Consider the following 950-nt stretch of genomic DNA (forward strand, 5'->3'; position numbering starts at 1 on the left):
TTTTGTTCTTTTTGCTGGCTTTTGTCTGGCAGGCGGCAGTGGGCTTCAAGTGAAGCTCTCGGAATCTGCGATTGGCAACTACGGACTTCGAGACTGCTTCCGCTTGCCCCTCTTCCTCTGGCAGGGGGGCATTTTTAGCTGGGGCAAGTTTAGGGCGGGCCACTGTGCCGCAGGCCTGACTTTCTGCCTTGCAAAGTTAAGACTGGCCGACTGGGGTTCAGGGCTCGCGGTCGAGGGCGCCGGTAATCCAGAGCACCCCTGCTAAGCAGACGAAGTGGGCAAAGGTAACGTTGATATTGGCAGCCAATAGCAGCACTCCTGCTGTCTGGGTGCTCAGCGTGCGGGTAAACAGCCGCACAAGCAGCTCTCCCACCTGCGCCTCCATGGCGATGAGGGCGAGGAAAGCGCCGATCAGGCTGACATAGGTAACCAATTGCAACTGCTTGGGCAGATCCAACTGGCTTGGGGTAGCGGCAGACACTGAGCGGCGCTCCGCCTGGAGCAGGTAGCGCCAGTTAAAGAAGAGACCGGCTGCCAGGGTTAGAAGGGTAAACAGGGTAAACCAGAAGGCGATAAAGGCCCCCATCGAGTCGTCGCGATAGAGGGTATTCTGGCCAACTAAAAATCCCAGCCAGAGCAGCAGAGCCGTTGCCCCCAGAACCGCCTGAAACCAGAACCCGAAGCGGCGCGTCAGGCGCAAGCGAGACTTCATGCGCTCGACAGCCGCCCGTACTGACGGCGACATAGGCTCGTTCATTGCTCTCCCCCCGCTCTCTACGGACGAGCACCGACCTCCGCTTCCAGCCTACCGCTATCTTCCGTCCTCCGTCACATCCGGGCAAAAGCGCTGCAGGGGATCCAAGGGGGGGGTTAGGGTTTGGAGCTAGGGCTCACGCTGGGATCCGCGCTTTGCAGGCGCAGGATTTCGGCTTCGATGCGCTGTTGGAGGG

Annotated in this window: 2 protein-coding genes; one reads left to right on the plus strand and one right to left on the minus strand. The window is 59.9% G+C overall.

The genetic code is table 11. From position 1 onward, the window contains the following. The first annotated feature begins 2 nt into the window (after window positions 1-2). Window positions 3-53 carry a hypothetical protein gene (locus tag NW852_RS06815; protein WP_414426576.1) on the plus strand — a complete coding sequence of 17 codons (51 nt, stop codon included), beginning with the start codon at window positions 3-5 and terminating at the stop codon, window positions 51-53. A 164-nt stretch (window positions 54-217) separates the two neighbouring features. On the opposite strand, the gene NW852_RS06820 is transcribed toward NW852_RS06815, so the two are convergent. Next, entirely contained in the window at window positions 218-757 is a 540-nt protein-coding gene (locus NW852_RS06820; RefSeq protein ID WP_414333224.1) for a DUF3611 family protein, read from the minus strand. Window positions 758-950 lie beyond the last annotated feature (193 nt).

Origin of the sequence: Synechococcus sp. H60.1 (assembly GCF_047462335.1) — a bacterium.
Lineage (GTDB): Bacteria > Cyanobacteriota > Cyanobacteriia > Thermostichales > Thermostichaceae > Thermostichus.